This is a genomic window from Leptothoe kymatousa TAU-MAC 1615, from assembly GCF_018739865.1.
GTDB lineage: Bacteria > Cyanobacteriota > Cyanobacteriia > Phormidesmidales > Phormidesmidaceae > Leptothoe > Leptothoe kymatousa.
The window spans coordinates 1-25627 of record NZ_JADOER010000011.1 but is presented as its reverse complement, the minus strand read 5'-3'; the positions used below and the strand labels follow the sequence as shown (position 1 = coordinate 25627).

The window sequence follows — 25627 nt, the reverse complement described above, 5'->3', positions numbered from 1 at the left end:
GGAATGGCCGCAACCTAGTCTGTCAAGATTAAATTTAGGATGGATGGGGGGATGGGCTAAAACGCGGTTCAACCTGACACACCATTCACGCCTTACTATTCTCCATTCCCCATCTCAACCCTAACTTTTTAGCGTTGACGCTACACTAGCTACCCATTCCAGGTTCTAACAGCTTTAAACCGCCGCTAATTCCGGTGTTTTCATGGCTTGCTCAACATTCGACTCTGCTGGTTCCTCGCAGTAAACTTCAGCCGAATTGTTGGGGCTTTCAATCAACTTGACCTTATGTAGGCTGGCACCGATTTCTTGGATGGGTTGGCGCAGCAGGTCACGAATGTGCACAGCAATATTTTCAGCGGTGGGGACTACTTCTGCAAAGTAGGGAATGTCCTTATTCAAAAAAGTGTGGTCAAAGGGTTTAACCACATGGGCTTTGACCGCATTTTGAAACTCCACCAGGTCGGCAATCATGCCTGTGCGTGGGTCCATTTTGCCTTTGATCGTGACTTCTAGGTGATAGTTGTGGCCATGGCCATTTTCCCTGGCACAGAGACCATAGATTTCACTATTTTGCTCAAGGGTGAGTGTGGGTAATGCCAGACGATGGGCGGCACTAAAGTGGGTGGAGATGGTCAAATAAGCTTCCATGTCGTTTCCTTGGTAATCAGCCCAGAGGGTAGAGGTTTCAAATAGTTGAACGTTGGTGATGGGCAAGTGGGGGGCTAAACGTTGCCAAATAACTCGAGCGATATTTTCCGTGGTCGGCAGTCCGGCCCCGGAACGGTCAATCTGAAACTCGGGCCAAACATCATTGAGGTAGGAAAAATCTAGCTGCTCGGTCACTTCCTGTTTAATGACCTTTTTGACATCGGATAAATTGAGCACCATGCCATATTCATCCAAGTCTCCTTCCATAGAGACGAACAGCTCATAATTGTGACCGTGACCAGGGGCGCGAGTACATCGGCCAAATTTGGCTTGATTGTCCACGTCACTGAGTTCGGGCAGCCAGTAGCGATGGCTGGCGGAAAATTGAGCCCGACGGTTGATAGTGCATTTCATAGCAGGAACAAGAAGAGCAAAACGAATATTAACTTTTATTAAACGCTTTTCTTCAGCATAGACCATGGCCGTGGGTCTATGGTGCAAACAATGGCCTGTATGACTTCCTATGGCAGGCTCTTAGGTGAAAGGGAAACATCTGAAACCGAAGATTCTTGACTAGTAGTAGTCGCTTGAAAAGTTATGAAGTTTTGACACAATTTTCAGTCATTTTACTGAGAGAAAACGGCAAAAGGCTTGATAAGACTACTGTTTAGAATTTCTAATCAGAAATATCAGGAGTTGATAATTTAAGCTGAAAACGGTAAAAATAGATACAGAACACATCCTCGTTCATCTCCATGAATTCGTCCCTATTCGGCGATGAGACGGAAGTAAGGTGTCCGCTACAGCCATTGTCCCATAGGTTGTATTGGTCTACCTGAAGGAACGCACTATCCCTACTTAATTAGTGCATATTTCAAGAGGAGACACACTTATGAAACTGACTTACCGTGGTGTCGAATACGACCACAACCCGCCTATGTTAGAGGTTTCTGAAAGCGATATTCTTTGTAACTATCGTGGCCGAACCCATCGTTATACCTATGTGGGTCACGTGCCTTTTCCCCAGTCTCAAACAGGGTTAACCTACCGTGGCGCTGCCTACAAAACCGATCGCTATGGTCAGCGTCAATCGGTTTCTGCTGCAGAGTCTAATTCTGTATTTTCAGCTTTTCAGCGCAAGCTGGCACAGCTTACGCCTTTGATGGATGAGCGTCGTCAGATGTTGCGTCACTCTGCTCGCAGCCATAGCGATAGTATTCAGCGTTCGTTGGAGCGTCGCATTGCGATCGCCCGTGAGCAGGGTAACTCCAACTTGCTACAGCAGTTGGAAGATGAAATGCGGCAGATGGCTTAGCGGTCAATCCGCATAGTTCCCTAAGTTTGTGGCTAGAGTAAGTTAAGGAGAGGCTGATTCAGTCTCTCCTTTTTATTTTCATGATGTTTCTCAATAGTCTTGGGATATTCTGAGCCAAGAGTTAGTTGTAGGGGTGCTATGGGACTGTTTGATCCATCGCCGGATTCGTTAGCGTTAAGCCCGGCAGAAGCTCTGGCGGCCATTTGCTTGGTTGCGATCGCAGCTGACGGCTATCTCTCCAACCAAGAAAGCCGCGAAATGGATATGTTGCTCAGCCGCATGCGACTATTCAAAAGCTATTCATCCGAGATGGTGAACCGCATGAAGGATGGCCTGTTGCAAAAGCTGCAGCAGTATAGCCCCAGTCGCTTAGTAGAAGCCGCCAATGCCGTCTTGCCCGTAGAACTCAAGCCCACGGCGTTTGCTCTAGCGACTGATCTGGTCTTAGCAGATGGCAACGTTACCCCTCAAGAGCAAGCCTTTTTAGACGATTTGCATCGTATTTTAGAGATTCCTAGTGAGCAAGCGCTCACCATTGTTGAGGTGATGACGATCAAAAATCGCGGTTGAAGTAAAAACTTTTACTTCAATTAAGTCTGAACATCATTATCTGATAAGTACGAGATAATAAAGCTAATCCAACCCACAATTAACCTCTATGACTGCTGCCGTATCAGCCCCATCAAAGCAGATGGATGACTCCAAACACGGATTGCCGGTGACCATCATTACCGGTTTTTTAGGAAGTGGTAAAACCACCCTGCTGAACCACATCTTGACCAACCAAGAAGGTGTGAGAACGGCGGTGCTCGTGAACGAGTTTGGTGAAATTGGCATCGATAACGATCTGCTGATCACCACTGGCGATGACACCATGGTGGAGCTGAGCAACGGCTGTATTTGCTGCACCATCAATAACGATTTGCTAGAGGCAGTCTATAAAGTCCTAGAGCGGAAGGATAAAATTGACTACTTGGTGGTAGAGACCACAGGCTTGGCCGATCCGTTGCCGGTGGCGCTCACATTTTTGGGCACAGAACTGCGGGATCTAACGCGGCTAGACTCCATTGTTACCCTGGTGGATTCCGAAAATTACAGCGTGGATCTGTTTAACAGCCAGGCTGCCCACAACCAAATTGCCTATGGCGATATCATTTTGCTCAATAAGTCCGATTTGGTTGATGAAGCCGATCTAGATCTACTGGAGGTCAAGGTTCGCGACATTAAAGAAGGGGCCCGAATCTTACGAACTACACAGTCCCAAGTGCCGTTGCCGTTAATTTTAAGTGTCGGCTTGTTTGAGTCAGATCAATATTTTGAGTCGACTGCTGACAAAGAGCATGATCATGCAGAGCATAGCCACGCTGAACACGACCATGCCGACCATGGTCATGGTGAACACGATCATACCGACCATAGTCATGCTGAACATGACCATTCTGAGCATAGTCATGCTGAACACGATCATACCGACCATAGCCATGGCGAGCATAGCCATGCTGAACACGACCACCACGATCATGCCAACTGCGATCACGATCATGGCCATTGTGAGCACGACCACGAGCATGACCACAGCCACTCTCATTTAGATGTGGATGGGTTCACATCCGTTTCGATTGTGCGGGATCAGCCCCTAGCGATTCGCAAATTTCAATATTTCCTAGATAACAAGCTGCCTGAGAACGTTTTTCGAGCTAAGGGAATTTTGTGGTTCGACGAAAGTGAAAAGCGTCACGTATTTCACCTCAGCGGTAAGCGCTTTTCCTTAGAGGATGAAGAGTGGAACAACCGTCCCCGTAAGACGCAGCTAGTCTTAATTGGTCAGAATCTTGACCATGATGCGTTAAAAGCTGAAATTGAAAATTGTTTCTGCGTTGAATCCAAAGCCCGCGGTCGAGGCTTTGGCAGTTAGTGAGGGTCATCATTCAACGGGTTTTATCCTCCCACGTCATGGTGAATGGCGAGTTAGTGGGTCGCATTGGTCGGGGCTTAAATTTATTAGTTGGCATTGCGGCGACGGACACTGAGGCAGAACTCGATTGGATGGTTCAAAAATGTCTATCCCTCAGGCTTTTTCCATCATCGGAGTCAGGCCGGTTTGATTTATCGGTGCAGGATATCCAGGGATCGCTCCTGGTGGTTAGCCAGTTCACCCTGTATGGCGATTGCCAAAAAGGCCGGCGTCCATCTTTTAGTGCAGCCGCTGCGCCCACTCAGGCCGTAAAGCTCTATGACCAATTTGTATCTAAACTACAGCGCAGTGGATTGTCTGTGGAAACTGGGAAGTTTGGGGCCCACATGCAAGTCAACATTGAGAATGAAGGCCCAGTAACGTTGATTTTGGAGCGAAATGCTGGGCAGTCTTAAGCCTAAGACAGCTGCTGTACTTGTCGTTTTACCGTTACTGATTGGAGGTTGAGATAATCTGTAGAATGCTTGGTTCAGCCTTTGTTTGCCGATAAAACCATAGTGACATCGGTACTATGGTTGTTATAAAACTCAAATTTTTACCACTATGTAGTTTTCCGCATATTGGTTTGTCTAGGGGACAATCTGTCGCGTTTATTCTCTAGTGGAAAGAGTCATTGCGCCTTTAGTTCAGGAACTGTGACACTTTATTTTGTCTTAATGTTGTGGTGTAACTTCCGGGTTCCCTTGATAAGGTAAAGAAACATTAAGCGGGCTAGCTAGTTTTTATAGAAACCATATCGAAATACGACTATCCCATCCTCCTCATGTTGCGCATTCATAATCAGATGTCCTCGTTTCAAGAACTGTCTGAACAAGTATTATTCTGCGATTTTGACGGGCCTATTGTTGATGTCTCAGAACGCTACTACCGCACCTATAAACTTGGTCTCTCAGCGCTTCAGGCTAGTTATCGAGAAGACCATGGTACCGATCTGCCGCTGCAGCTTCTGTCTAAAAATCAGTTTTGGTCCATGAAGCGCAACCGTGTGGCGGATGTGGAGATTGCGCTTCGTTCTGGTGTGCCCAGTGACTTAGTCGAATCTTTGTTGGGTCAGGTGCAGCGCATTGTTAATCATCCCCATTTGCTTCAGTGGGATGGGTTGCAGCTGGGGGCTGATGCGGCCATACGTCAGCTCAAGGCTAGGGGGATCCGGCTGGTGATTGTCACCTTGCGCCACCCGCGACAGGTGCAAGCTTTTTTGCAAGCCCACGATTTGAGTCAGTGCATTGATGAAATTTTTGGTGCCTCTGATATTAATGCGGCCCACTTAAATCGTGCAGAACAAAAGGTTGCCCTGTTAGAGCGAGCGATTACGGCGCAGCAAAGCCAGGGATATCAGACCAGCCCCACTTGCATGATTGGGGATACTGAGGCCGATATTATTGCCGGGCAGCAAGCCGGAATTACCACTGTGGCTGTGACCAGCGGTATCCGTAGCCAGGATTATTTGACCCGCTATCAGCCTACTGAGATTGTCTCTAATTTACTCCAGGCTGTTCAAAGCCACTGTATGCAGCAGGTTGTGCAGGCGGCCTAGGAGCGCGCTTGCAGGCGGCCTAGGAGCGCTGGTTAGGGCCTATAGGCTCTTCCACCAGCGGTGCAATGGGTAGTAGATGGCAGGGGTCCACAGGCTGCTAAGGATGGCTGAGCTGAGGGCGACGCGCTGATGGGTGCGCCAGATTTGCCAAAGCGTTAAATAGGGTGAATTGGGCCATAGGAGATGGCGGAGACTCATTTGCAAGGCCATAGTTGTGGCAGCAACTACCGCCATGCCAAAAACGATAAAGGCTACGAGCACTACATTTTCTTGAATCAGGCGCTGCCGCTGGAGACGCGCAGTCAGCATGCCCACTATCATCAGGCTCAGGGCATGGGTGGGAAACGGGCCAGTGAGGCCATCTTGCAAAAGGCCTAGGACGATACCTGCGATCGCGCCGTCCACAATGGGATGGTGAATGCTCCAAATCACGACCCAAATCAGTAGCCAATTGGGGGCTACCCCCAAAAGCTCGATGCCCGGAAATCGCATCGGTGAGAGCAGCAAACATAGCAACCCCGATCCCAACACAATGGCAATGTTGAGACAGGTTTTTTGGAAATCAGATAGCTGAGACTTCCCCTTAGAAGTGGTCATAGCAATTGGGGGCTAGCTAGGGCGTCGTGGAACTATCGTCTGCGATTTCTGCCGGTGGAGCATTGACATCGGTCTTTGCTTCGAAGGGGTGGATAGTGACCCACTCTAAAAAACTGAGGGGTGACGAAAGTTGGATCACCGCTTCAGGTGCTGGACTCTTTTTCAAATCCATACTTTCAATGCGGCCCACAGGTACCCCTTGGGGAAAGAGTCGGCTATAGGACGATGTCACAATTACGTCCCCAGGTTTAACATCCGGGGTGGTTTCGAAAAACTGCATCACCACGCGCCCGTCAACATTGCCCCTGACCACACCCAACGCACGGCTGCGGCTGACCTTCACCCCCATTTGGCTAACCGGATCCGTAATCAGTAAAACCTGACTAGTGTTGGCCGAAGCACTGGTGACCCTGCCGACCAACCCCCCAGGGCCGGTGACCATGTCGCCTTCCGTAATGCCATCGTTGGTGCCCTTATTGACCGTAATCTGCTGCCACCAATTATCAGCACCACGGCCAATCACCGCTGCAACGGTTACTTGGCCCTGGTTGGCGGCGTAGTCAATATTTTCCCGCAGGCTCCGATTTTGATTTTCCAGCTCGATTACCCGCTGCTGAAGTTCCAGCACATAGGCATTTTCTAGCCGTTCTGCCTGGGTTAATCCAGGATGCAGGGGGGATGTAAGCACCTGATAAATTTCATAAATAAACGCTCCCTGACTTTGTCGCATGGCCCACGCTAGGACAATTACAAGGGAAGCAACACCTGCCCTTGCTGCATGCCTATCCCACCAGCGCCTGAGTGCAAACATAATTAATTTGCAATAAAAATAGTCGTTATTTGTCTACAGAGACTTATAAATCACGGGAACGCGCACTAAAGACACGCTCCATTTGGCTGAAGTTTTCCAGGACTCGTCCAGTTCCGAGGACCACACAGCTGAGCGGATCAGCCGCAACGTGGACTACTATGCCAGTTTCGTGACTAATGAGTGTATCAAGACCTTTTAATAATGCCCCGCCACCGGCAAGCATGATACCCCTATCAATAATATCAGCTGCTAACTCAGGTGGAGTTCTTTCCAAGGTGCGTTTAACTGCTTCGACGATCACCGACAGAGGTTCTGCCATGCTCTCGCGGATTTCAGCACTTTTTACGGTGACTGTGCGGGGTAAACCGGAGAGTAGGTGTAATCCACGAACATCCAGTACGATTTCACCATCGTTAGGGCTGGGATAAGCGGAGCCAATATTGATTTTGATTTCTTCAGCGGTGCGCTCACCAATCACTAGGTTGTGAACCTTTTTCATGTACTGGGAAATTGAATCGCTGAGTTCATCGCCAGCCACCCGTACGGACTCGCTGAGTACGGTGCCTTGCAAACTGAGGACAGCCACTTCGGTGGTGCCGCCACCAATGTCAATGATCATATTGCCCGTGGGTTCTGCTACGGGCAGTCCAGCACCAATGGCCGCTGCTACGGGCTCATCAATTAGATAAACCATGCGCGCCCCTGCTTGCAGCGCGGCATCCATTACTGCGCGCCGTTCTACACCCGTGACGCCACTGGGGATGCCAATGACGATGCGGGGCATGCCTAACGCACGTCCCTCGTGCACTCGTTTAATAAAGTGCTTCAGCATCAGTTCAGCGGTATCAAAATCAGCGATGACACCATCTCGCAGGGGGCGTAGAGCGGTGATATTGCCAGGGGTACGCCCCAGCATGCGCTTGGCTTCTTCGCCAACGGCTAGGGGTTTACCATCTTTATCCCTGGCGACAACAGAAGGTTCCTGCAGGACAACGCCTTTTCCCGAAACATAGACAAGGGTATTGGCAGTACCCAGGTCTATGCCCATATCACGGGAGAATGAAAAGCGATCGAGTAAACTCACTGTTAGACGTGCCCCCAAACGAGCTGTGTAAGAACAATTAAATGGGTCAGTAGGTCGTTGTGGATTCTATTACGTTTTGTATAGACTCGTCCAGTCTGCGCCTTAAGCTTTTTTAGTGTCCGGGCTAGCGTCGTACTTTTGCTTACAATTTTTACGAAGAGTAGCCGAACCACTTGGTTTATGTATCTACCTTACTTTAAGGTTACACAGTCTTAGACTGTTAACCGAAAGAGTTAGCTAGGGCTTTTAAACTGGCCTACTGTTTACGGAATCTGTGTACTGGCCGAAGATTAACGATACCCTAGATGCCTGTACATATCTTCCGTATAAAGTATTTAATACGTTATTCGCTGGTGGAGATCGATGAGTTTAAATGTTGTCAATCTTGTTGGACGTGCAGGCCGAGATCCTGAGGTTCGCTATTTTGAGTCGGGCAATGTTCTGTGTAAATTTGCGATCGCAGTAAATCGCCGCACTCGCAATAGCGAGCAACCCGACTGGTTCAACTTAGAACTGTGGGGACGGAACGCCGAGGTGGCTGCAAATTACGTCAAAAAAGGCAGTCTTGTTGGTATTGTCGGGGCCTTGAAGCTAGATAGTTGGGAAGATCGTTCAACGGGGGCACAGCGTTCTAGCCCGGTTATTCGTGTTGATCGTCTAGAGTTGCTAGGTTCCAAACGGGACAATGCGGCTCCCATGTCCAGTAACTATGACGATGACCAGTTTTAGACGAATCAAGCAATCTTTCTGACGGAGCGGGCGCTGCAGGCCTGTGGGTGCCCAGTTCGGCATTTGCCCTAGCTGGCTAAGCGCTCGCTTCTGTCAGAGTCATTTTCAGATGGATCTCCATCTACCTTTATGTTGGCCTGGGAGCCACACCAAGAGGCTCCTGGGATCACTTCGATTTTGCCCCGATGGGGAAAATTGAGATTTTCCACGGACGTGACACCGTTGGTATATAGATAATCTCGCAGCAATCGGTAGGCATCATCTATGCTGCTAACGGTGTAATTGGCTGCGTAGAGATATGGCTTCAGTCGGTTTTGATTGCGAGGAGCTGTTTCTCGAAACGTTAGGCGAGTAGTTTTAGGTGAATTATGTTGGCAGCTAATGCGGTACTTAATAGTGTGGCGAGCTGTGTTGGGGAACATTTCACTTTGAAAAAAGGTGATTCTGGTAGTGCGGCCAAGATGAACCAGCTAGCTAATAAAATAGGATTTATAGAATTATCCTACCTAATATTATTGACGAGTACTAATAAACGAACCGTAATCCATATTGCCTAAGGTTGTCAAAAGTAATGTCGAAATCGTGATTACATTTAATTACTTTTGATCACATGCATTTTGGCAATACGTGGCTGATTGGCAGCGGCTTCTATCAAGAAACTGTTGCTTCTCGGTCTATCTTTAGGTATGACCTAAAGGACAGCTGGGTTCTATTACCTATTGGTCTAATATTTTTTGCGGCTAGTTTTAACTCTGTGGGCCAGATGCAACCCGCTGTAGTAGCCAATGGTGGCTAAACATAGTCCAACAATTGTACTACCTACCATCAACGCGATGGTGATATCCAGGCCCAGGTTCATCCATTCTTCAGGGGATCGGTTGCTGATGCTGATTTCCAGCGGCTGCCGCAGAATCCAGCGACCTATTTGGTAGTTAAAGGCATAGATCGGGACGTAGGTGAGGGGATTGCTGATCCAAGTGCCAGCGGCGGCGATGAGTTTGTTACCACCGATGGCCGCTGCGATCGCAACTCCCACCAATGTTTGCAGGCCGAAAAGTGGGTAGCTGCCTGCAAATATACCGGCTGCCAACCCTCTGGCAATGGCTTGGGGATGGCTTCTCAGCCGAATAAACCGAATGTAGATATACCTGACTAGCCGTCGGAATTTAGTGCGCCTTTTGCGTAGAGAACGTTGGCTCACCAGAGGTCTAACGCTATTGGGATATTTAGAATCATCGGGTTTAGCCGCCACAGGAAATTTCCTTTTATGGGTAATTCGATCTTAATCGGAGTGCCGGCCAGGATTCAGTGGCCTACTAGTATCAATTATGACAACATGGGCGGCTGATTCAATTCCCCATAGTCCTGCTTAGTAGGCGGCATAGGGTATGGTTACAAACTGAGATGGCTGAAGGGGAACGTGCATAGGTGTCCAGTCAAGGTGGAACGGTGATTCAGGGGGAAACCATTGCTGCGATCGCAACGGCCATTGTGCCACAGCAGGGCAGTGTGGGGATTGTTCGCCTGTCTGGGGTGACGGCTGTAGCCATTGCGCAAACGCTGTTCCATGCCCCCGGTCAGCAGGCTTGGGAGAGCCACCGCATTCTTTATGGCTATGTGCTCCATCCAGAGACCCAGGCGACGGTGGATGAAGCCCTATTACTATTGATGCAATCACCGCGCTCCTACACTCGTGAAGATGTGGTGGAGTTTCACTGCCATGGCGGCATCATGGCAGTGCAGCAGGTGTTGCAGCTGTGTATTGCCCAGGGGGCAAGGCTGGCCACACCGGGGGAATTTACCCTGCGGGCGTTTCTCAACGGGCGGCTGGACCTGACCCAAGCCGAAGGCATTGCCGATTTGGTGGGAGCCCAGTCGCCCCAGGCGGCCCAAGCGGCCATGGCTGGGATTCGAGGGAAGCTAACGGATGTGATTCGTCACTGTCGTAGTCGTTGTTTGGATGTTTTGGCTGAGGTGGAAGCCCGCATTGATTTTGCCGATGACCTGCCCCCCTTAGATCAAGGGGAGGTGAAGGCACAGCTAGGGGCCATCTTGGCGGATGTGACGCAGGTTTTGGATACGGCCCACCAGGGAGAGCTGCTGCGCACGGGCCTCAAGGTGGCCATTGTGGGCCAGCCCAATGTGGGTAAATCGAGTTTGTTGAATGCCTGGAGCCGTAGCGATCGTGCGATTGTCACCGCGCTGCCTGGCACCACCCGCGATGTCGTCGAATCCCAGTTGGTCGTCGGTGGAATTCCCGTACAAGTCTTAGACACCGCTGGCATTCGCGATGCCACCGATCAGGTGGAGCAAATGGGCATTGAGCGTTCCCAGTCAGCGGCCCAAGCGGCGGATGTGGTGCTCCTCACCATGGATGCTTCTGTGGGGTGGACCCAGGCCGAAACCGACCTATACGCAACCATCCGCCATAAGCCCCACATCATTGTGGTGAACAAGTTGGATCTAGGGCCACCTGTGGCTCTGCCGGATTTGTCAGTTCCTTTGGTGAAAACAGCCGCAGCCCAGGGGGAGGGCATTGATGCCTTGGAGCAAGCGATTTTGACCATTGTGAATGCGGGGCAGGTGACTGCGGCGAATACCGAATTGGCCGTCAACCAACGCCAGGCAGCGGCGCTAACTCGGGCCCATGTCGCCCTGCGCCAGGTGCAATCCACCATTGCCGCCCTATTGCCCCTAGACTTTTGGACTATTGACCTGCGGGATGCTATCCGGGCGCTAGGGGAAGTCACCGGAGAAGAAATGACCGAATCGATGTTGGATGAAATTTTTAGCCGATTTTGCATTGGCAAGTAGGGTGGGTGCTGCCCACCGTCCATGGACTTTAGGGACGAGGGAAAATTGAACATTCAAACCGCATTTATCACCCTGGCTGCAGAAAATTTATCGGAGGTGGTTGCGTTTTATCAGGCGTTTTTCCAGCAGGCACCCACTAGCCACAGGCCCAACCGCTACGCAGAATTTAGTTTGCCCGGCTGCAAGTTGGCCCTGTTTCAACCCAGTTCTAACCACAGGGCAGAATTTGCGGGGGGGGCCGCCAGCATGAGTATTTGCTTGGAGGTGGACGATTTAGCCGGTGCGATCGCTACCCTGACCAATGTGGGCTATCCGCCCCCAGGGGAAATTATCCACGCTAGCCACGGGCAAGAAATCTACGCCTATGACCCCGCTGGCAATCGCCTGATTTTGCATCAGACATCGGCCCCTAGTCCATCTGACTGATGCGTTTGAGCTTTAACACATCGGTCATTTTTCTGAGCTTTTGAATGGTTTGGTCAAAGTGGGCATGGTTTTTCACATCCAGGCCCAGGTCAATTTCCGCAATTTGATCCGGGAATGTGGTCACCGTGGCCCGATGTACATTGATCTTTAAATCAGACAGATGACTCAAAATATCCTTGAGCACACCGACGCGGTCAATAACTTCCACTTTCAGGGTGACTGGATAGGTTTGGGGGCGACCCGTCGCCGCATCGGTTGCGTTCCACTGCACTGGGATCAGCCGATCTCCGGGCACAGAGGCGATATTGGGACAGCCCTGGCGGTGAATCGCAATTCCCCGTGCGCCCATGGATACCGCGCCCAAAATAGATTCCCCCGGTAGCGGATTGCAGCAACCGGCAATGTGATGTAACAGGCCTTCCACCCCCATGATGGAGCTGTCCGATGCATCCCCGCTAGATTCGCCTCGCCAGCGTGTGCGCACAACAGCGCCGTCATTGTTGATTTGTTCGGCCAGGGACTCATCATCGATTTCTTCGACTGGTTGCAGTTCCTTCGCCGCTTCCTGCAAGCGATTAACCACAGAGTTCAGGGTGATTTCCCCATAGCCCAGGGCCGCCAGCATGTCTTCCACACAGGGATAGTTGCTGCGCTGGGCGGCCTCTTGGGCAGGGGCCGATTTGAGTAAAGAATCCAGACCGTCCCGACCCATGACTTTTTCCAACATGGCATGGCCCCGGGTCATATTTTCATCATGGTGACACTGCTTGTACCAATGTCGGATGCGACTGCGGGCCCCGGCGGAAACCACAAAATTGAGCCAATCTAAGCTGGGATGACTGTTTTTGTTGGTTAAAACTTCAACGATATCGCCATTTTTGAGTTGGGTATCGAGGGTGACAATGCGGTCATTGACCTTGGCCCCCGCGCAGTGATTGCCGACTTCGGTGTGGATACGATAGGCAAAATCTACGGTCGTAGCCCCTTGGCTGAGGGCAAAGACATCCCCCTTTGGCGTAAACACGTATACCTCTTCATCAAAGAGATTGTCCTTGACGTCACTTAAATATTCCTGGGCGTCTTTGAGTTCGCTTTGCCATTCCAGTAGCTGACGTAGCCAGGTGAATTTCTCGTCTTCGGCGTTCACCTTAGTATTGCTATTGCCAGTTTCTTTATATTTCCAGTGAGCGGCAATGCCGTATTCCGCGATGTGGTGCATCTCCATGGTGCGGATCTGCACTTCAATGGGCCGTCCTTGTTCCCCAATAACCGCCGTATGGAGGGACTGATATCGGTTCGCTTTGGGCAGGCCAATGTAGTCTTTAAATCGACCTGGTATGGGTTTGAATCGGTCGTGAACCACCGCCAGGGCCCGATAGCACTCAACTTTGGTGCTGACAATAATGCGGATGGCCGCAATGTCATAGATCTGGTGAAAATCTTTTTGCTGGCGCTGCATCTTGCGGTAGATGCTGTAGAGGTGTTTCGGACGGCTGCTAATTTCAACGCAGCTGATCCCATCGGCTTCTAAGTGGGTTTCCAGGAGACCGGCCACTTGTTGCAAGCGGGTTTCTCGGTCGGTGCGTTTTTCGGAAATAAGGCTTTTTATTTTCTGGTAAGCGTGGTCCTCTAAATATTTAAAGGACAGATCCTCTAGCTCCCATTTCATGCGACCGATGCCCAGTCGGTTGGCCAGGGGGGCAAAAATTTCAATGGTTTCGCGAGCTTTTTGTACCCGTTTTTCTGGCGGCATATGCTGTAGCGTGCGCATATTGTGCAGTCGGTCTGCTAGCTTCACCACAATCACCCGAATGTCTTGGGCCATGGCCAAAAACATGCGCCGAAAGTTTTCGGCCTGGCGCTCTGTCTTACTGTTAAATTGAAATTTTGAAAGTTTAGTCACCCCCTCTACCATTTGGCGGACTTCTGCGCCAAAGTGAGCTTCGATTTCATCCGCTGTGACGTCTGTATCTTCTACGACATCGTGTAGGAACCCAGCGGCTATCATGGCACTGTCGCCCCCAAGACTGCGGAGGATATTGGCGACAGCTACGGGATGGGCTATATAGGGATCCCCTGAGGCCCGCATTTGCCCTTTATGTAGCTGGTAAGCGAAGGCAAAGGCTCGACATACAAGCTGGTTATTATCTTTGGGCAGCTTTATGGGGGCACTATTCTCCCCATCTTCTGCTACTGGCTGACTGTGTTCCAGAATGCAGGACCTTAACCAGGTGGGTAAGGGGCAATCGTTTGGCAGGACAGGGGCCGCTAAAGTCATGGTAGATAGAAGTTAGGAGAATAAATACAAAGGCCAAAGCTGACTCCACGCTGGAGATTTACTGGTCCCATTTCGATCCGTGTTGTTAATCGTTTATGGAGTAAGTAAGCCCTCAAAGTGGAGGCGTGTGACTATTAAGCAAGACCCGTAATCAATCCGATTAACCTAAGAAAATTTCTCTTGTGACAAGTAAACCGATTCTGTAATCCCTACACTGACCCAAGAAGACTGACTAAGAAAGTTTTATCTTCTATTTTTAGCCTAAGGAATAATTTAGCCCAGGGCTGTTGCCAGCAGACTTTCCAGAATAAATTCTAATTTTCTTAACTTGATAATCGCTGTTGCTGGTTCCAAGGAAGAAGCGCTCTGTAAAACACAAGGTGTGTTTCGCAGATGAACCAACGTTTGGAGCTGCAACGGTCGGTGATCTCTAGCGTTGTGGTTATATTACCGATTGCGGCAGGCGCATACCCATATGTGGAGATGATTATTAGCCGTAAAGCGGTAATGGATTTATATAAAAGAGTATAGGTATGCAAAAAGGATGGAAATCAACCTTATTGAAATCTCATTTTGTTATTAAAATATGACATTACCATGGCGCTAGTTGGGATCGTGGAAGCAATTGCTGGTTACAGCCACCGTCTGGGGCAGTTGCAGCAGTTGTTGGGGGAGGATGGTATGGCGTCGCACGCCGCTGAACTTCAGCAGTTTTTTCAGCAAACTGTATGGATACGGATCACGGCCGCTGATGTGGGGCAGCGGCAGTCTCGCTGGGATGCGATCGCGACCGAAATGTATCGAGACATGCGCCTTTTGGTGGTGGAAGTAAACTTTGCCAAATCTGCCCATCAACGCGACACTCGCCAACAACGCCTTGAGCAGCTCCAGCAGCGAATTGAAAGACTGCAAGGGTTTGTGCAGCTTTTGCAGTCCCTAATGGCCGATGAAGTTACCGAAAGGGCATTGTGACTGCCACAAGTTGCTTACGCTTCTTTGCAAAGCTTGAGTTTGCTCCTAGGAGACCCTAAAGTACTGGGGTGGATACGGCCCGTGATCACAACCTAGCCACCATGTCATTTTTGTTCCTTACCTGCGTGGACGATGCGTTGTCCGAAACATCCTCAAGAAGCATTGATATCAAGCCAGTTAGTGGATGGATTACAAACGCATAGCTGCCCTACCTGTAGTGGTTCCTGGTTAGGGGCTGACGACTATCAGACCTGGCAAGTTGACCATGTCGATCCGGATCTAAAGCTAGAAAATCTGGTGGTTCCCATTACCCAGGATGTTGATTATCAGCCATCACGCTACGACAATCGGGCTGGTCTTTGTCCGAGCTGTGGCTTCTATTTGGTGCGAGGGCGCATTAACTTAAGCCAGACAGCATTTTTTATTGAGCGCTGTCCTGGTTGTAAGGGGATGTGGCTGGACGATGGCGAGTGGGATCTGTTGCAAACCTTGTGCCTAAATGCCTATATTCCATTGCTGTTTACGGATGAATGGCAAAGCCGAGTGCGTGTTGCCGAAGCAGAATATCGCGAGCGCACAGCGACGGCATCTAAGCTAGGGCCTGACATTGCCGAAAAGTTATTTGAGCTAGCCAAACTGCTAGAAGATCATCCCAATGGCGATTTTGGGGTGGCCTATTTAATGCGGCGATTTGATAAGTAGGGGCAACGCATGCGTTGCCCCTATGGGGTTAAAGGCCCCTACTGGGTTAAAGGCCCCAAAGGGTTGAATGTAATGCCCCCCAAAGGGTTGAATGTGTTAAGTATTGCGCTCCATTTTTATGACCTTTCCTTTGTTGCAGCTTGATAGCTTTTGTGTGGCCTATCCACAACAAGCGACTTGGGCTGTGGATCATGTGTCCCTATCGTTGCAGCCAGGGGAAATGCTAGGTCTGGTGGGGGAGTCTGGCTGTGGGAAGTCCACCTTGGGGCGAGCGGCCCTGCGACTCTTGCCCCAAGGCAGTCGTACCCAGGGCCAGTCTTTGTTTGAAGGGCGCGATGTATTTGAATTTTCCCCCCAAGAGATTCGCCGTTTTCGAGGAGAAGCGGTTTCCTTGGTATTTCAAGACCCGATGACCCGGTTAGATCCCTTGATGACCATTGGGGATCACTGTGTTGAGACCCTCCGCGCCCATCGGTCTGGGTTGTCTAAACAGGCGGCTAAGGACATTGCCATTGCCACCTTAGAGTCGGTGAGCATCCCGGCCAATCGTTGGGGCCAATATCCCCATGAATTTAGCGGTGGCATGCGGCAGCGGGTGGCCATTGCCCTGGCTTTGTTGCTCGATCCGAAGTTGATTGTGGCGGACGAACCAACCACCAGTTTGGATGTGACCGTCTCGGCCCAAATTTTGGATTTGCTCACCCAGCTGTGCCGTGAGCGAGACATGGCGTTAATTTTGATCTCCCACGATCTGGCCCTGGTGGGCGAATATTGCGATCGCATCGCCGTCATGTACCAGGGCAAACTCGTAGAGCTGGGGCCAACCCAACAGGTGCTATACCAGCCCCAGGCCGACTATACCCAGGGGTTGCTCAAGGCCGCCCACCAGCTACAGAACTATGTCGCGGATGAGGCGGTGGTTGAGACCACGGCGGCTCCCCTATTGCGGGTCCAGGACCTGGTAAAGCACTACGCCATTGAACAAGGTCTGCTGGCCAAGCTATTTAACCGCACACCGCCGGAAACCATCAAGGCGGTGGATGGCGTTTCCGTCGATTTGCATCCCGGTGAAGTATTGGGCCTGGTGGGGGAATCGGGCTGTGGCAAAAGCACCTTTTCCCGCACCCTGATGCAGATTATTCCGCCCACATCTGGCCAGGTGGAATTTATGGGACAAAATTTAGTCGGTCTGTCTCGCCCTGACCTCCAGGCCCAGCGGCGGAACTTTCAGATGATTTTTCAGGATCCCCATGCCTGCCTTAACCCCATGATGACCGTGGGGCGAGGGATTGCGGATCCCTTGCTGATTCATGGGTTGGCCAATGCTGCCGCTGCCAAGCAGCAGGTCCATGCCATGTTAGAACGGGTGGGGCTCACCCCCACAGAGGAGTACTACCAGCGCTACCCCAGTGACTTATCCGGCGGTCAGCAGCAGCGGGTGGCCATTGCCCGCGCCCTGATTACCAAGCCTAAGCTCGTTATCTGTGATGAACCGGTGAGTATGCTGGATGCCAGCGTCCAGGCCCAGGTGTTGTCCCTCATGCTAGAGCTAAAGGATGAGCTGGACCTGACCTATTTATTTATTACCCACGATCTGTGGGTGGCCAGGTATTTGTGCGATCGCATTGCCGTGATGAACGGTGGCAAAATCGTTGAAATTGGCCCTACCGAGCGGTTGTTTAAATGCCCCGAGCATCCCTATACAAAGAGTTTATTGTCTGCGGCACCCTTGCTGGCCAAGCAACCATAGGCCCGATGAAATCAGTACCCAGCAAAAAGCCGACCCATATCAGGTCGGCTTTTTGACTTTTTCAATTAATGAGCAACGTCTGATGGTGGGAGATTACTCAACGATGATTTTGCCAACCATGCCAGCGCCACGGTGGGTGCCCCACGTTTACTCAACGATGATTTTGCCAACCATGCCAGCGCCACGGTGGGGGGCACAGAAGTAGCTGTACTCACCAGGGTCGCTGAAAGTGGAAGAGTAGGACTCACCAGGGGAGAAGGTTAGCTGGTCTTGGGATAGGGCGTCAGCAACGGCCTTACCACCGGGAACAGCGGCTTCGTCAAAGATAACGTTGTGGGGGGCCATCTTGTTGTTGACCCAAGTAACTGAATCGCCAGACTTGATGGTGATAGTAGCAGGCTCAAACTGAAGCAGACCTGCATCGGAGCCCATCTTAACCGTGTGATCAGTGGCGTAAGCAGGAGCTGCATTGAAAACAGTGCCAGCGAAAACCAATGCGGCGGTAACTACCAGTGCACCGATGGCTCGCAAAGCGCGGTTGATAAAGGTCATGGTGATTTTCTCAAGGTTGATTTATGGGTAGCTGAATATACTCAGCTACTTTTGCATAGTTATTTTAGAATGCTTGCCGTCTCCGTAGGTAAATAAACAGAAAAAAAAGCCGGACTGATAAGAACGAAGCGGTTGCTCAATTAATTGACATAAATTTAGGGCAATTGGGTCGCACCGAAAATCCAGATAAAATCATGGTTGAAAACCGTTGTCAGAAAAGCGGTTCATCGTTTTTGTTACCCCGATTTTAAAAATTGACGTAGAGACTCAAGGACACTCCATGGGGGCAATGGAAACTTTACAGTTGTTCATGTTTGACCCACCGTCGTTTGACGCAGCCTCAAAAAGATAAGGACGATACTTTTTGGTCAAGGTTTAAGTTATTGACCGTAATTGACCAAAATCGATGAACTTTGAGAGGAGTACCCGATGAAATCTATTCTGGCTACAATCGTGGCGTTCGTATCGAGTGCCGTGTTCTTGTTTGCATCCCCTGCGATGGCAGCTGATGCGGCAGCTGGTGCCCAAGTATTTTCTGCGAACTGTGCCGCTTGCCACATTGGCGGTGGTAATGCCGTAAACCCTGCTAAGACCCTGAAAAAGGATGACTTAGTTGCAAATGCTAAGGATACGCCTGGGGCTGTGATTACGCAGGTGACTAATGGCAATGGCGGTATGCCTGCGTTTGGTGGTCGTTTGACCCCTGAGCAAATCGAGAACGTGGCTGCCTATGTTTTGTCTCAGTCTGATAAGGGTTGGTAATCTGCTTGGCCCTTTAACAAAAAAAACTTTAACTGAGTAATCATTTTCACTGAGTTCAAAGTTTAAATATTTATCTGTTTAACCTGTTTTTAAGGGGTGTTCCCCCCCTGGAAGCAGGTTTTTGTATTGGGTAATCTAGAAGACCCGAAGTCTAAAACAGATCTCAAGCAGCCTGGTTCAGGTATCGTAATCAATGTAAAAAATGCTACTTGCCTAGTCGGGCGTTTATCCTGGTAAATACTTGGCGAGCAGTGTCTTGTAAACCTTTAGTTGGGGGCTATGTGATACGTATGGTCTTCTGTAATGTGGCTAATTTCTCTGCGATCGCGGGCGGCTCTCAGTGGATCCTTTGGTAGTTCCAAGGCGTCTGGCTAAATATGTCAGACGGTCGGCGGCGGTGGCCCTGGCCTTCGGGGTGGGTGGCTGTCAGGTGGCGGCACAATTGCCCCCAGCTGCCGGGGGGCGTTCGTTGCCGGCTGCTCGCACGGTGATTGTGCAGCTATTTGAATGGGGCTGGTCTGACATTGCTCAGGAATGTGAGGCGTGGCTGGGCCCCAAGGGGTATGGTGCTGTGCAAATTTCCCCACCCCACGAGCATCGCGTCATTGATGATGGCAGCGTGCCTTTTCCTTGGTACCAGCGCTATCAACCGGTGAGCTATCAGCTTTCTAGCCGCAGCGGCGATCGCGCGGCCCTAGAGGACATGGTGCATCGCTGCCACCGGGCTGGTGTGAAGGTGTATGCCGATGTGGTGATTAACCACATGGCCAGTGCCGGGTCTGGCCAGGGGATTGGCGGCAGTGAATTTGATGCGGCCACCTTTGACTATGGTGCGGTGCCCTATGACCGCAAAGATTTCCATGAGCCCTGTGACATTGAAACCAGCGACTATGGCGACAAGCCCTGGCGTGTGCAAGAGTGCCAGCTGCTGGGAAAACAGGATTTGGATACGGCTAGCGAGGCGGTGCAAACTGCGATCGCAGATGCCATGAATGAGCTACTGGCGATGGGCGTGGCGGGCTTTCGGATCGATTCTGCCCAGCACATTCCCCCAGAACACATCGCTAAGATTCTGCGACAGTTGCAACCGTTAAACACCCAGTTCCATGTCAATGGTGGTCGGCCATTTATCTATCAAGACGTGGCTGGCAAGGGGGCCGATAGCATTCGGCCCAAAGCCTATTTCACCAATGGTGCGGTGACTGAATTTGGCTATGGTCGTCATTTGGGCGAACAGGTGCGCTATGGACAGTTGAAAAACCTGGTGCTATTTGGGGATGAGGCCTGGGGCCTAATGCCCAGCCACAAAGCCGTGGTATTTACCGATAACCACATCACCCAGCGCAGCCGCGATCGCAACATTCTCACCTTCTTCGCCCCAGCCGATGACGGCGTGCGTTATCGCCTAGCCAATATCTTTATGTTGGCCTGGCCCTATGGCATGCCACGGGTCATGTCCAGCTATGACTGGTGGCCCAAAGAACAGGGCACAGCGGTCGGTCCCCCAGCCGATGAACAAGGCAATACCCTACCCGTTACCTGCGATGACGGTTGGGTGTGTGAACACCGCTGGCCCGAAATTGCCAACATGGTGGAATTTCACAACGTCACCCAGGGGGTGCCCACGGTAGAACACTGGTGGGACAACGGCCATAACCAAATTGCCTTTGCCCGCGAAGGCCGCGGATTTGTCGCCATTAATAATGAGGATGTCGCGTTGCAACAAACCCTAATGACGGGATTGCCCGCCGGGGTCTATTGCAATATCCTGGCTGTCCCAGAAACCACCGAGGAAAACCTACCCGCTAATGCCGCGGGCGTTAGCGATGCCGTGCCCGGCTGCGACCTTGCCACCATTGAAGTCGACAGTTCTGGTAACGCCCAAATTGAGGTGCCCCCCTATCGCGCCCTCGCTTTGCACATCGGCGCTCAGCTCTAGCCAGGGCGCTGACGCTGCCCTGGGCCAAAAAACACCATAAATTAGCAAAACCACGGCATAAAGTTGGCCATGGCAGCACCGAAAACGTTGGAAACCCGACCGTTGGAGTACGGTTTTCAATCAGTTTTTTTCTATGACCCCATTGATAGGCTAAAGCTAAGGACACATAAGGATACATTCCTAAGGAGCTTTAGGGTATATGCCGGTAAACAAAGATCCAAGACCGCCACGCTCGCGCCAAATTAGTAATCTACTGTTTCTGCTGGGGGCAGTTGTACTGTCGCTGAATATCTTTTTACCCATTCAGCGCACCCCTCGCACCCCCTACAGCATGTTTATCCACCAGGTGCAGGAGCATGAAGTGGTCAAGGCTTCGGTGGGGCAAAACGAAATTCGCTACCAGGTGAAGAACGAACTAGGCGACCCGGGTGCCGTCTATTCCACCACCCCAATTTTTGATCTGAAGTTGCCGGATGTACTAGAAGCCAACGGCGTGGAATTTGCCGCCACCCCGCCCGCCCAAAATCAGTGGATTGGTAGCCTACTGAGCTGGGTGCTACCCCCTTTAATTTTCGTTGCCGTTTGGCGCTTTTTCCTAGCCCGTGGCGGTGGCCCCCAGGGTGCTTTGTCCATCGGTAAAAGCAAAGCCAAGGTCTATGTGGAAGACGAAGACACCAAAATCACCTTTGAAGATGTGGCCGGTGTGGAAGAAGCCAAAACCGAACTAGTGGAAATCGTTGACTTCCTCAAAACCCCCAAACGGTTCACCGACATCGGGGCCAAAATCCCCAAGGGCGTTTTGCTTGTGGGGCCACCGGGAACCGGCAAAACCTTGCTAGCCAAAGCCGTCGCTGGCGAGGCCGGGGTGCCCTTCTTTAGCATTTCCGGTTCAGAATTTATCGAAATGTTTGTGGGGGTGGGCTCCTCCCGAGTGCGGGACCTATTCGAACAAGCCAAGAAGCAGGCCCCCTGCATTATCTTTATCGACGAGCTCGATGCCATTGGTAAGTCCCGCGCCTCCGGCGGTTTCTACGGTGGCAATGACGAACGGGAGCAGACCCTAAACCAGCTCCTCACCGAAATGGATGGCTTTAGCGCCGGGGACAACACCATCATTGTGCTGGCCGCCACCAACCGCCCCGAAACTCTGGATCAGGCCCTGCTGCGCCCCGGTCGCTTTGACCGCCAGGTGCTGGTGGACCGCCCTGACCTCAAGGGTCGCCAGGCCATTCTAGAAATCCACGCCCAGGAAGTAAAACTGGGGGACACCGTGGACCTCAACGCCATTGCCACCCGCACCCCCGGCTTTGCCGGTGCCGACCTGGCCAACCTGGTGAACGAAGCCGCCCTCCTCGCGGCCCGCAACCATCGCCAGGCCGTGGAACAGGCCGACTTTGCCGAAGCCATTGAACGGGTGGTGGCCGGTTTAGAGAAAAAGAGCCGGGTGCTAAACGAAAAAGAAAAGGAAATCGTTGCCTACCACGAAGTGGGCCACGCCATGGTGGGGGCGCTGATGGAAGGCGGTGGCCAGGTGGAGAAAATCTCCATCGTGCCCCGGGGCATGGCCGCCCTGGGCTATACGCTGCAGCTACCCACCGAAGATCGCTTTTTGCGCAGTGCCGACGAACTCAAGGGCCAAATCGCCACCCTGCTAGGCGGGCGCTCCGCTGAGGAAGTGGTGTTTGGTTCCATTACCACCGGGGCCGCCAACGATTTGCAGCGGGCGACGGAAGTGGCGGAGCAAATGGTCACCACCTACGGCATGAGCGAGGTGTTGGGGCCCTTGGCCTACGACAAGGGGCAGCAAAATTCCTTTTTGGATAGTGGCATGCCCAATGCGCGCCGCAATATGAGCGAAGAGACGGCCCGCGCCATTGATGCGGAGGTGAAGGGCATTGTGGAGTCGGCCCATGACCAGGCGCTAACGATTTTGCGCAGCAATCGGGAGCTGCTGGAGACGATTTCGCAGCAGTTACTGAAGGAAGAAGTAATTGAAGGGGAAACGCTGCGGGGGATGTTGGCCCAGGTGAAGCCGCTGGAGGCGATGGCGGTTTAGGGTTGCCGTTATGACCATCGTTTTTAAATAGTTACAGATTGCCTCGGGTATATGCCTGGGGCAATTTTGTATGTATGGGTTGGGGTAGCCCCTGTGGGGGCTATGGCTTGTGGATGCCCCTACGGAAGCTGGGATTTTGGCCATGATTTAAGGAAAATATGCGGAATATATCCAGTTTTCTTTGGGTATGGTAGAAGCACACTGCAAGGCATGGTAGTCCCGGAATGAAGCGATATGCCCTAATCGTTGGTATTGGTGAGTACAAATATCTAACGGATTTGTCCAAGCCTGCCGGTGATGCCCAGGCGGTGCACGATTTGCTGTTGGCCCACGGCAATTTTGACAGTATTGAGTTACTACAAAATCAGAATGCTACGCGACAACGGCTGTTTAACGCCCTGGAGAAGATTTTGCTCCAGCAGGGAAATACCCAGGATGTACTGATTTACTTTACGGGGCACGGGTTTACTGCGGGGCCAAGCAAATACAGCCAACAGGGCTATCTTTCCACCTACGATTGCCAGGTCGAATTAGACGATAAACAAATTGTTGGTGCGTCTAAAGCCATTCCGTTTCAAGACCTGAATGGGCTCATTGCCGAGGCGAATCTGAGCAGTTTAGTCATGCTGCTGGACTGTTGCCACAGTGGTTACTTTATTGAGCAGGCCCTGGTGCAAAAAGGGTTGACCACCGCCTTTAGTCAAGAGGGCTATTTTCTCAGTGCCGCCTGCCGCAGCTTTGAAGTGGCCCGGGCCAAACGAGTTGAGGACCACAGTATCTATACTGGGGCCTTGTTAGCCGCCCTGGGCCGCAAAGATGAACCCAAAATCACGGCGCTCAGCGTGCATCAATATATTGCCGAGCGCTTAAAGCGCTCTGGGCAAGAGGCCATTTACTACGGCTATGGCGGTGATTTGGAACTGGTGAGCTATAGAGCCGTACCAGAGATCGCAAAGACGACCCCGGATGTGTGCCCTTACCAGGGACTCTATGCCTTTGACCGCGATACCCAGGAATATTTCTATGGGCGGCGGGATGAGGTGATTGACCTGCGACAAAAACTTGACCAGTGCAACTTTGTACCGGTGGTGGGACCATCGGGCATGGGTAAGTCATCGGTGGTGCGGGCGGGACTGTTGCCCAGGCTAGAAGAACGGGGCTGGCAGGTGTTGATCATGAAGCCAGATGATGAGCCCATGGGGCGACTGCGGCGAGCCATTAAAGACTGGCTCGAAACCCAGAATCATATGCCTCGCCGAAAACAGCAAACGTTAGTCCAAATCTTTGATGATCAGGACTTAGTGGCTTGGGCCAATGCTTTGCCAGGAGGCGATCGGTTACTGCTGGTGGTGGACCAGTTTGAGGAGGTATTTACCCAGCGGAAAGAGAAAGAAACTGAAGAACAGCAGCGATTACCGGATGAACAGAGCCGATTTATTCAGCAAATTTTAGCCGTAAGTGATTTGCCAGAATCGCGCCTGAAGATTGTGACCACCATGCGGTCTGACTTTTTGGACCTGTGGCTAGCCACGGGGCAACCGCCCAAAGTAGTGCAGCGGCAGACGGTGTATTTAGGCCCATTGCAGGATCAAAACCTGAATGATGCCATTGTTAAACCCGCCCAGACCCAGGGATACGATATTGGACCTGGGTTGCTGGAGCTGATTTTAAATGATGTGGAAGCCGAACCCAATAGCTTGCCATTGTTGGAGTTTGCCCTGAGTGAACTGTGGAAGTGCCGCGATGTCGAACAACGGCTGCTAACGGCAGCGGCCTATCGGCAAATGCAGGGATTGAAGGGAGCCCTGAACAAACGGGCGGAGGATGAGTATGAAAAGCTCTTGGAGACCGAACAAAAAAGGATTCGGCAGGTGTGTTTGGCCCTGGTACGCATTGGGCGAGATGAAAAGGATACCCGCAGACGCAGGTTAAAGACAGAATTGCTGGCTTTGGGAACAAACGACGTTGATAAAGAGACCATTCAATATGTAATCGACGGGTTTGTTGCCGGTCGGCTGCTGGTCACCGACGGTGATGAAACCAGCGGCTATGTGGATATTGCCCACGAAGCATTGATGGCTGGCTGGCAGCGCTTTGCCCACTGGCGGCAAGAAAACCGGGACCAGCGCCGACTGGTGCAGCGCCTAGAGGACGCCCGAGAAGAATGGGTGAGTAAGGGCAAAAATGAAAAATACCTGCTCCAGGGCGGACTGCTAGAAGAATGGCGAGGGCTGGACGCCCCGTTGCGGGAGACACTGCTGCCCCAGGGCGAGTTGCGATCCTTTTTTGCCCTGAGCGACGAGCAAGAGCAGGCAAATGCTGCCGCACTGCAGCGAACTTTAGACGCCCTTCAGCTAAAGGAGCGGGCCGATAGGGTTAACAACAAGCTAAACAACTTTGGCCAATACACCGTGGAGGCCACCCTGGAAGCCCTGGATATGGTGGGGGATAGCCTACAGCGGTTTAATCAGACGGTGAAAACCCCGGCCCAGGATGTGCTGCAGCGGGCCTGGTCAAAAATTCGGGAGCGACTAACGCTGGAGGGCCATAGCGGCTTGGTTAATGCGGTGGCCTTTAGCCCGGAGGGGGATCGTATTGTCTCCGGCAGCGCTGACAATACGCTGCGGCTGTGGGATCGCGAGGGCAATCCCATCGGTGAACCCCTCCAGGGCCATAGCGG

General features: G+C 51.6%; 23 protein-coding genes and 1 riboswitch. Of the genes, 15 read left to right on the top strand and 8 right to left on the bottom strand.

Annotated elements, in window-relative coordinates; genetic code table 11:
• Positions 1–174: 174 nt before the first annotated feature.
• A complete protein-coding gene (locus IXB28_RS11720) occupies positions 175–1062 on the bottom strand; it encodes a 6-carboxytetrahydropterin synthase (protein ID WP_215618787.1) in 888 nt (295 codons plus the stop codon).
• A 328-nt stretch (positions 1063–1390) separates the two neighbouring features.
• Positions 1391–1498, top strand: a riboswitch (Glutamine riboswitch).
• A gap of 42 nt (positions 1499–1540) precedes the next feature.
• Here IXB28_RS11720 and IXB28_RS11715 point away from each other — a divergent pair.
• The 5 genes from IXB28_RS11715 (at position 1541) to IXB28_RS11695 (ending at position 5475) form a co-directional block, all read left to right on the top strand.
• On the top strand, positions 1541–1963 hold the full coding sequence (locus IXB28_RS11715) for a DUF4278 domain-containing protein (RefSeq protein ID WP_215618786.1): 423 nt from the start codon (positions 1541–1543) through the stop codon (positions 1961–1963).
• Positions 1964–2101: 138 nt separating this feature from the next.
• Positions 2102–2533: a tellurite resistance TerB family protein gene (locus tag IXB28_RS11710; RefSeq protein ID WP_215618785.1), complete on the top strand. Its 432-nt coding sequence runs from the start codon at positions 2102–2104 to the stop codon at positions 2531–2533.
• 88 nt (positions 2534–2621) lie between these two features.
• Positions 2622–3878, top strand: a complete 1257-nt coding sequence (locus IXB28_RS11705) for a CobW family GTP-binding protein (RefSeq protein ID WP_215618784.1) — start codon at positions 2622–2624, stop codon at positions 3876–3878.
• Positions 3878–4333: a D-aminoacyl-tRNA deacylase gene (gene dtd / locus IXB28_RS11700; RefSeq protein ID WP_215618783.1), complete on the top strand. Its 456-nt coding sequence runs from the start codon at positions 3878–3880 to the stop codon at positions 4331–4333. The genes IXB28_RS11705 and dtd overlap by 1 nt, the downstream gene beginning before the upstream one ends.
• 368 nt (positions 4334–4701) lie before the next feature.
• Positions 4702–5475, top strand: a complete 774-nt coding sequence (locus IXB28_RS11695) for an HAD family hydrolase (RefSeq protein ID WP_215618782.1) — start codon at positions 4702–4704, stop codon at positions 5473–5475.
• 39 nt (positions 5476–5514) lie between these two features.
• Here IXB28_RS11695 and mreD read toward each other — a convergent pair whose 3' ends face one another.
• From mreD to IXB28_RS11680, 3 genes are read right to left on the bottom strand one after another with little or no spacing between them, the layout of a single operon-like run.
• Positions 5515–6072, bottom strand: a complete 558-nt coding sequence (mreD, locus tag IXB28_RS11690) for a rod shape-determining protein MreD (protein WP_215618781.1) — start codon at positions 6070–6072, stop codon at positions 5515–5517.
• A gap of 16 nt (positions 6073–6088) precedes the next feature.
• The gene (gene mreC / locus IXB28_RS11685) at positions 6089–6883 is read right to left on the bottom strand and encodes a rod shape-determining protein MreC (protein ID WP_215618780.1); all 795 of its coding nucleotides are present in this window, start codon (positions 6881–6883) and stop codon (positions 6089–6091) included.
• A 43-nt stretch (positions 6884–6926) separates the two neighbouring features.
• Positions 6927–7967 carry a rod shape-determining protein gene (locus tag IXB28_RS11680; protein WP_036053271.1) on the bottom strand — a complete coding sequence of 347 codons (1041 nt, stop codon included), beginning with the start codon at positions 7965–7967 and terminating at the stop codon, positions 6927–6929.
• Between the two features lie 363 nt (positions 7968–8330).
• Here IXB28_RS11680 and IXB28_RS11675 point away from each other — a divergent pair, with 363 nt between their 5' ends.
• Positions 8331–8696 (top strand): single-stranded DNA-binding protein, encoded by a 366-nt coding sequence (locus IXB28_RS11675; RefSeq protein ID WP_215618779.1) that lies wholly within the window; start codon positions 8331–8333, stop codon positions 8694–8696.
• Between the two features lie 68 nt (positions 8697–8764).
• Here the strand turns inward: IXB28_RS11675 and IXB28_RS11670 are convergent, their stop codons facing one another.
• Positions 8765–9118 (bottom strand): hypothetical protein, encoded by a 354-nt coding sequence (locus tag IXB28_RS11670; RefSeq protein WP_215618778.1) that lies wholly within the window; start codon positions 9116–9118, stop codon positions 8765–8767.
• A gap of 302 nt (positions 9119–9420) precedes the next feature.
• Positions 9421–9948, bottom strand: a complete 528-nt coding sequence (locus IXB28_RS11665) for a DUF2062 domain-containing protein (protein WP_326521024.1) — start codon at positions 9946–9948, stop codon at positions 9421–9423.
• Between the two features lie 176 nt (positions 9949–10124).
• Between IXB28_RS11665 and mnmE the strand changes: the two genes are divergently transcribed.
• Positions 10125–11510, top strand: coding sequence for a tRNA uridine-5-carboxymethylaminomethyl(34) synthesis GTPase MnmE (mnmE, locus tag IXB28_RS11660; protein ID WP_326521023.1), 1386 nt, complete (start codon positions 10125–10127; stop codon positions 11508–11510).
• Between the two features lie 21 nt (positions 11511–11531).
• On the top strand, positions 11532–11936 hold the full coding sequence (locus IXB28_RS11655) for a VOC family protein (RefSeq protein ID WP_215618777.1): 405 nt from the start codon (positions 11532–11534) through the stop codon (positions 11934–11936).
• Here the strand turns inward: IXB28_RS11655 and IXB28_RS11650 are convergent.
• Positions 11920–14214 carry a RelA/SpoT family protein gene (locus IXB28_RS11650; protein WP_215618776.1) on the bottom strand — a complete coding sequence of 765 codons (2295 nt, stop codon included), beginning with the start codon at positions 14212–14214 and terminating at the stop codon, positions 11920–11922. The genes IXB28_RS11655 and IXB28_RS11650 overlap by 17 nt on opposite strands.
• Positions 14215–14811: 597 nt before the next feature.
• On the opposite strand from IXB28_RS11650, the gene patD reads away from it, so the two are divergent.
• The 3 genes from patD (at position 14812) to IXB28_RS11635 (ending at position 17638) form a co-directional block, all read left to right on the top strand.
• Positions 14812–15186, top strand: a complete 375-nt coding sequence (gene patD / locus IXB28_RS11645; RefSeq protein WP_215618775.1) for a heterocyst frequency control protein PatD — start codon at positions 14812–14814, stop codon at positions 15184–15186.
• Positions 15187–15318: 132 nt separating this feature from the next.
• A complete protein-coding gene (locus tag IXB28_RS11640; protein ID WP_215618774.1) occupies positions 15319–15888 on the top strand; it encodes a TFIIB-type zinc ribbon-containing protein in 570 nt (189 codons plus the stop codon).
• A 118-nt stretch (positions 15889–16006) separates the two neighbouring features.
• Positions 16007–17638, top strand: coding sequence for a dipeptide ABC transporter ATP-binding protein (locus tag IXB28_RS11635; RefSeq protein WP_215618773.1), 1632 nt, complete (start codon positions 16007–16009; stop codon positions 17636–17638).
• Positions 17639–17785: 147 nt separating this feature from the next.
• Here the strand turns inward: IXB28_RS11635 and petE are convergent, their stop codons facing one another.
• A complete protein-coding gene (gene petE, locus IXB28_RS11630; protein ID WP_215618772.1) occupies positions 17786–18190 on the bottom strand; it encodes a plastocyanin in 405 nt (134 codons plus the stop codon).
• Positions 18191–18619: 429 nt separating this feature from the next.
• Here petE and petJ point away from each other — a divergent pair, with 429 nt between their 5' ends.
• The 4 genes from petJ to IXB28_RS11610 all read left to right on the top strand — a co-directional run.
• Positions 18620–18952 carry a cytochrome c6 PetJ gene (petJ, locus tag IXB28_RS11625; protein ID WP_215618771.1) on the top strand — a complete coding sequence of 111 codons (333 nt, stop codon included), beginning with the start codon at positions 18620–18622 and terminating at the stop codon, positions 18950–18952.
• A 340-nt stretch (positions 18953–19292) separates the two neighbouring features.
• Positions 19293–20891, top strand: coding sequence for an alpha-amylase (locus IXB28_RS11620; protein ID WP_215618770.1), 1599 nt, complete (start codon positions 19293–19295; stop codon positions 20889–20891).
• Between the two features lie 199 nt (positions 20892–21090).
• Positions 21091–22947, top strand: a complete 1857-nt coding sequence (ftsH, locus tag IXB28_RS11615; protein WP_215618769.1) for an ATP-dependent zinc metalloprotease FtsH — start codon at positions 21091–21093, stop codon at positions 22945–22947.
• 224 nt (positions 22948–23171) lie between these two features.
• Positions 23172–25627: nSTAND1 domain-containing NTPase (locus IXB28_RS11610; protein ID WP_215618768.1), on the top strand; the 2456-nt coding region annotated here is incomplete at its 3' end.

Excerpts from the sequence above, each read along its gene's own strand:
- IXB28_RS11655 (WP_215618777.1), top strand. The coding sequence starts at position 11,532 with ATGGACTTTAGGGACGAGGGAAAATTGAACATTCAAACCGCATTTATC.
- IXB28_RS11675 (WP_215618779.1), top strand. The coding sequence starts at position 8,331 with ATGAGTTTAAATGTTGTCAATCTTGTTGGACGTGCAGGCCGAGATCCT.
- IXB28_RS11695 (WP_215618782.1), top strand. The coding sequence starts at position 4,702 with ATGTTGCGCATTCATAATCAGATGTCCTCGTTTCAAGAACTGTCTGAA.
- mreD (WP_215618781.1), bottom strand. The coding sequence starts at position 6,072 with ATGACCACTTCTAAGGGGAAGTCTCAGCTATCTGATTTCCAAAAAACC.
- IXB28_RS11640 (WP_215618774.1), top strand. The coding sequence starts at position 15,319 with ATGCGTTGTCCGAAACATCCTCAAGAAGCATTGATATCAAGCCAGTTA.
- IXB28_RS11715 (WP_215618786.1), top strand. The coding sequence starts at position 1,541 with ATGAAACTGACTTACCGTGGTGTCGAATACGACCACAACCCGCCTATG.
- mreC (WP_215618780.1), bottom strand. The coding sequence starts at position 6,883 with ATGTTTGCACTCAGGCGCTGGTGGGATAGGCATGCAGCAAGGGCAGGT.
- IXB28_RS11720 (WP_215618787.1), bottom strand. The coding sequence starts at position 1,062 with ATGAAATGCACTATCAACCGTCGGGCTCAATTTTCCGCCAGCCATCGC.
- IXB28_RS11670 (WP_215618778.1), bottom strand. The coding sequence starts at position 9,118 with ATGTTCCCCAACACAGCTCGCCACACTATTAAGTACCGCATTAGCTGC.
- petE (WP_215618772.1), bottom strand. The coding sequence starts at position 18,190 with ATGACCTTTATCAACCGCGCTTTGCGAGCCATCGGTGCACTGGTAGTT.
- IXB28_RS11635 (WP_215618773.1), top strand. The coding sequence starts at position 16,007 with ATGACCTTTCCTTTGTTGCAGCTTGATAGCTTTTGTGTGGCCTATCCA.
- petJ (WP_215618771.1), top strand. The coding sequence starts at position 18,620 with ATGAAATCTATTCTGGCTACAATCGTGGCGTTCGTATCGAGTGCCGTG.
- ftsH (WP_215618769.1), top strand. The coding sequence starts at position 21,091 with ATGCCGGTAAACAAAGATCCAAGACCGCCACGCTCGCGCCAAATTAGT.
- patD (WP_215618775.1), top strand. The coding sequence starts at position 14,812 with ATGGCGCTAGTTGGGATCGTGGAAGCAATTGCTGGTTACAGCCACCGT.
- IXB28_RS11710 (WP_215618785.1), top strand. The coding sequence starts at position 2,102 with ATGGGACTGTTTGATCCATCGCCGGATTCGTTAGCGTTAAGCCCGGCA.
- IXB28_RS11705 (WP_215618784.1), top strand. The coding sequence starts at position 2,622 with ATGACTGCTGCCGTATCAGCCCCATCAAAGCAGATGGATGACTCCAAA.
- IXB28_RS11650 (WP_215618776.1), bottom strand. The coding sequence starts at position 14,214 with ATGACTTTAGCGGCCCCTGTCCTGCCAAACGATTGCCCCTTACCCACC.